Here is a 4,133-nt window from a genome sequence, read left to right as displayed (position 1 = left end):
TCGTCGCGCGGCGCGTCGACCGCTCCGCGCGCGTGGACGCCTAGCGCGTCTCCCGCGAGCCCGCGACCGGCACTCCCCCGTCGCCGACGAGCCGCCCGCGCAGCTCCTCGACGCGCGCGCGGATGTCGTCGCGCACGAGCCGCATCCGCTCCATGCCGTCGATGCCGCGCTCGCTGGGCTCGTCCGTGATCCACGTCTCGACCGCGCCGTCCTGGTCGCCGTCGACGTGCGCCTCCGCGCCGAGCACGACCACGAGGTCGGCCGCGCGCACCATGTCGTCCGTGAGCGGCTTCGGGCGCTCGTCCGCCACGTCGATGCCGAGCTCGGCGAGCGACTCGACGGCGAGCGCGTTGAGCGAGGTGCCGGGATCCGTGCCCGCGGACGTGACGCCCACGGCGTCGCCCGCCGCGTGCCGCATGAGGGCGGCCGCGAGCTGGGACTTGCCGCCGTTGCGGGCGCAGACGAAGACGACGTGCGGGATGCGCTCGGCCATGGTTCCTCCGGTCGGGACGTCGCCCTCGGGTGGGGCGTCCCGACGATCCTCGCATCCGGCGCGGCCCGACGCTCGACATCGGTACAGCCGTCGCTGTACCGTCGGGCGTGCCCACCCTCGCTCCCCGCCTCGACGTCATGACCCGGCTCGGCCGCGCGCTAGCGGATCCCACCCGCGCCCGGATCCTCCTGGAGCTGCTCGACGGCCCCGCCTACCCCGCGCTCCTCGCCGACTCGCTCGGCCTCACACGGCAGAACGTCTCCAACCACCTGGCCTGCCTGCGGGGCTGCGGCATCGTGCGCACGGTGCCCGAGGGGCGCAGCACGCGGTACGAGATCCAGGACGTCCGCATCGCCCGGCGCCTCGGCGCGCTCGTGGAGGTCGTGCTCGCGGTGGACGACGACCGGGCCTGCGCGGATCCCGCGCTCTGCGATGACGACTGCTGCGAGGCGGGCGCGTGACCGGCCCCGCGTCCGCGCCTCGGCTCACGACCGCGCGCCGCGACGTGCTGCGCCGCCGCATCCGCTGGATCGTCGCGGGCACCATCGCGTGGAACACGGTCGAGGCCGTGGTCGCCCTCACCGCGGGCGCCGTCGCATCGTCCACCGCGCTCGTCGCGTTCGGGCTCGACTCGATCGTGGAGGTGCTCGCCGCGTCCGCCGTCGCCTGGCAGTTCTCCGCGCCGGATCCGGAGGCGCGCGAGCGCACGGCCCTCCGGCTCATCGCGGTGTCGTTCCTGGGCCTCGCCGCCTACGTGAGCGTCGACGCCGTGCTCGCGCTGACCGGCGGATCCGAGGCGCGACCGAGCACCACCGGCATCGTCCTCGCGGCGCTCAGCCTCGCCGTGATGCCCGCCCTCAGCCTGCTCGAGCGCCGCACCGGCACCGAGCTCGGCTCCGCGAGCGCCGTCGCCGACTCGCGGCAGACCCTGGTGTGCGCGTGGCTGTCCGCCGCGCTCCTCGTCGGCCTGCTGCTCGACGCCCTGCTCGGCTGGTGGTGGGCGGATCCCGTCGCAGGGCTCGCGATCGCCGCGTTCGCCGTCCGTGAGGGCCTCGAGGCGTGGCGCGGGGATGCGTGCACGGTCCCGGTCGGCGCGCTCACGGGCGAGCGCACCGACGACGAGCACGACGACCGCTGACGCTGACGCCACGGAAGCGACGGCGCGCGGCCGGGCACCGGCCCGACCGCGCCCGCGCTACTTCGACAGCTGCACCGCCCCCGTCGCCCGCTGGTACGCGGCGAAGTACTTGTCGCCCATCGCCCGAGCGCCGGCGGCCGTGTAGTGGATCGAGTCCTCGGCCCTGCTGTACCCCGCGGCTCCCGGGATGTACGACACGTTCGACCGCAGCGCGGGCATCCCCTGCTGCGCCGTGTCGATGCCCTGGCGCAGCGACGAGACGTTCAGCCACTCGGGGACCATGCCGCCGATGAGGAACGGCACCGCCCCGTAGCGCGCGTTCAGCCGGTCGACGAGGTCGAGCAGCATCGACTGGTACCCGGCGGCGTTCGTGCGGGTCGCGTCGGACTCGCCCTGGGCCCAGACGACCGCGACGAGGCGGTTGTCGGGGTCCTGCGCGAGCGCCTGGTCGATCTGCCCGAGCGCGCGCGTGAACAGGTTGATGCGCGAGCGCGTGTCCGCGGGGTTCCAGGCGTAGGTGCCGTCGCCCGTCATGGAGGTGGACGCCATCGCGGCGGGGACGAGCAGCACCTTCCGGCCCGGGCGGGCGTCGGCCAGCATGTGCCGGCCGAGCTCCATCCCGGGGCCGACGGCCTGCACGCCGCCTGACGTCGTCCACGTGGTGACGTGGCTGAGCGAGTCCTTGGCGGGCACGACCTTCCCGGCCTGGGCGCCGCTGCCGGCGAGCTGGTCGAGGCCGGGCACGCTCACGTCGATCGACGGATCCCACCCGGTGCCGACGCCCTGCGCGTTCGACTGGCCGAGGATCACGACGACGTCGTAGCCCTCGCCCGTCGAGGCGATGGCGCGCGGCGCGGAGGTGCGGGACGTCGGGGCGAACCCGTCCGCCCGTCCGGTGACGGTGACGGTGACCTGCGATCCGGCGTCGCGCGGTGCGGGCACGTAGGTCGACGCGGTGCGGCCGGGGACCACGACGCCGTTGCGCTTCCACACGTAGGAGAGCGCCGTGGCCTCGGGGGTCCACGCGGGCGTCTCGGCCGTGAGGGTGGATCCGACGCTCCCGTCACCCATGATCGTCGGGGTCGGCGCGCCCGCGAACGGCTGGTCGTCGGGCGACGGCGCGGGCTCGGCGGGCGGCACGTCGAGGGCGTCGACGACGACCGCGGTCGGCTCGCTCGTCACGCTCGTCGCCTTGTAGCCGGAGCGCGTTCCGGTGACCGCGACGGTGATCCGCGACCCGGCGTCCGCGCGGCGCACGGTGTACGTCGCCTCGGTCGCGCCGAGCACGGCCACGCCGTCCCGGGCCCACGCGTAGGAGTACGCGGTGGCCTCCGGGGTCCACGCGGGCGTCTCCGCCCGGAGGGCGCTGCCGGCGACGGGCGACCCCTGGATCACGGGCGCGGTCGTCGCCTCGAACGGCACGGCCGGCGCGGGCGGCGGCGGCGTGACGGGCGTCTCGACGACCGCGACGGCCTCGCTCGTCACCGTCTGCGTGACGTAGCCGGTCTTCGTGCCCGTGACGGCGACGGAGATGCCCGTGCCGACGTCACCCGCTACGACCCGGTAGCTCGGGCCGGTCTGGTCGGGGATCACGACGCCGTCGCGCAGCCACGCGTAGGTGAAGGACGGCCACGGCGACCACGTGCCCGACTTCGCCGTGAGAGTGAAGTCCACGCGGCCGAGGCCCGTGATGGCCGGCTCGCCGGCGGCCTCGAACGCCACGTCGGGGACGGGCTCGGGGTCCGGCGTCGGCGCGGGCGGCTCGGGCGCGACCTCGGGCAGCGGCACGAGGAGCCCGGCGCTCGTCAGGGACTGCGTGACGTACCCGGTCTTCGTGCCGGTGACGATCACGGCGATGGCGGCGCCCTGGTCGCCCTCCTGCGGGCGGTAGGTGACGCCGGTCTGGCCGTCGATCGCGACGCCGTCGCGGGTCCACTGGTAGGAGAAGGCCGGCCAGGGGGTCCAGACCCCGGCGCGCGCGGACAGCGTGAAGCCGACGCGCGCGGTGCCGGCGATGGTCGGGGTCGCGGCGGCCGAGAACGGCGCGTCCTGGGACGGGGCGGTGGGCTCCGGGGTCGGGACGGGCGTCGTGGGCGTCGTGGGCGTCGGGGTCGGCGTCGGGGTGCCCGGCGTCGCGGTGGGCGTCGGGGTCGGCGCGGGCGTCGTCGGCGCCGGGGTGGGCGTCGGCGTGCTCGCGGCCGGGACCTGCAGCTCCGCGCTCGTGAGGGACTGCGTGGCGTAGCCCGTCTTGGTGCCGGTCACGGCGACGCTGATGCGGGATCCCGCGTCCCCGGCCTGCACGCGGTAGGTGACGCCGGTCTGCCCGGCGATCACCACGCCGTCGCGCAGCCAGGAGTAGGAGAACGTGGGCCACGGGGTCCACACCCCGGCGCGCGCCGAGAGCGTGAAGCCGACGCGGGCGGTGCCGGCTCTCCACCCAGGTCGGCGCGTACCACCTGATGCGCGCGGCGGGCGGGCGCGGGATCCTCCTCGGCGGCGTCC

The 4,133-nt window shown here is 75.8% G+C and carries 4 protein-coding genes; 2 read left to right on the top strand and 2 right to left on the bottom strand.

All coding sequences use genetic code 11. From position 1 onward, the window contains the following. Positions 1 to 40 precede the first annotated feature (40 nt). Positions 41 to 493 carry an arsenate-mycothiol transferase ArsC gene (locus DZG00_RS13000; RefSeq protein ID WP_119382728.1) on the bottom strand — a complete coding sequence of 151 codons (453 nt, stop codon included), beginning with the start codon at positions 491 to 493 and terminating at the stop codon, positions 41 to 43. A gap of 107 nt (positions 494 to 600) precedes the next feature. Between DZG00_RS13000 and cmtR the strand changes: the two genes are divergently transcribed. Beyond that, positions 601 to 954, top strand: a complete 354-nt coding sequence (gene cmtR, locus DZG00_RS12995; RefSeq protein ID WP_119382729.1) for a Cd(II)/Pb(II)-sensing metalloregulatory transcriptional regulator CmtR — start codon at positions 601 to 603, stop codon at positions 952 to 954. Continuing rightward, positions 951 to 1,631: a cation efflux transmembrane domain-containing protein gene (locus DZG00_RS12990; protein WP_119382730.1), complete on the top strand. Its 681-nt coding sequence runs from the start codon at positions 951 to 953 to the stop codon at positions 1,629 to 1,631. The genes cmtR and DZG00_RS12990 overlap by 4 nt, the downstream gene beginning before the upstream one ends. Positions 1,632 to 1,688: 57 nt before the next feature. On the opposite strand, the gene DZG00_RS17360 is transcribed toward DZG00_RS12990, so the two are convergent. Further along, positions 1,689 to 2,702 (bottom strand): sialate O-acetylesterase, encoded by a 1,014-nt coding sequence (locus tag DZG00_RS17360; RefSeq protein WP_233550136.1) that lies wholly within the window; start codon positions 2,700 to 2,702, stop codon positions 1,689 to 1,691. Positions 2,703 to 4,133 lie beyond the last annotated feature (1,431 nt).

It is taken from the genome of Clavibacter lycopersici, from assembly GCF_003576405.1.
GTDB lineage: Bacteria > Actinomycetota > Actinomycetes > Actinomycetales > Microbacteriaceae > Clavibacter > Clavibacter lycopersici.
Note: the sequence above shows the minus strand (reverse complement) of the source record. Positions and strands in the feature narration are given on the sequence as shown.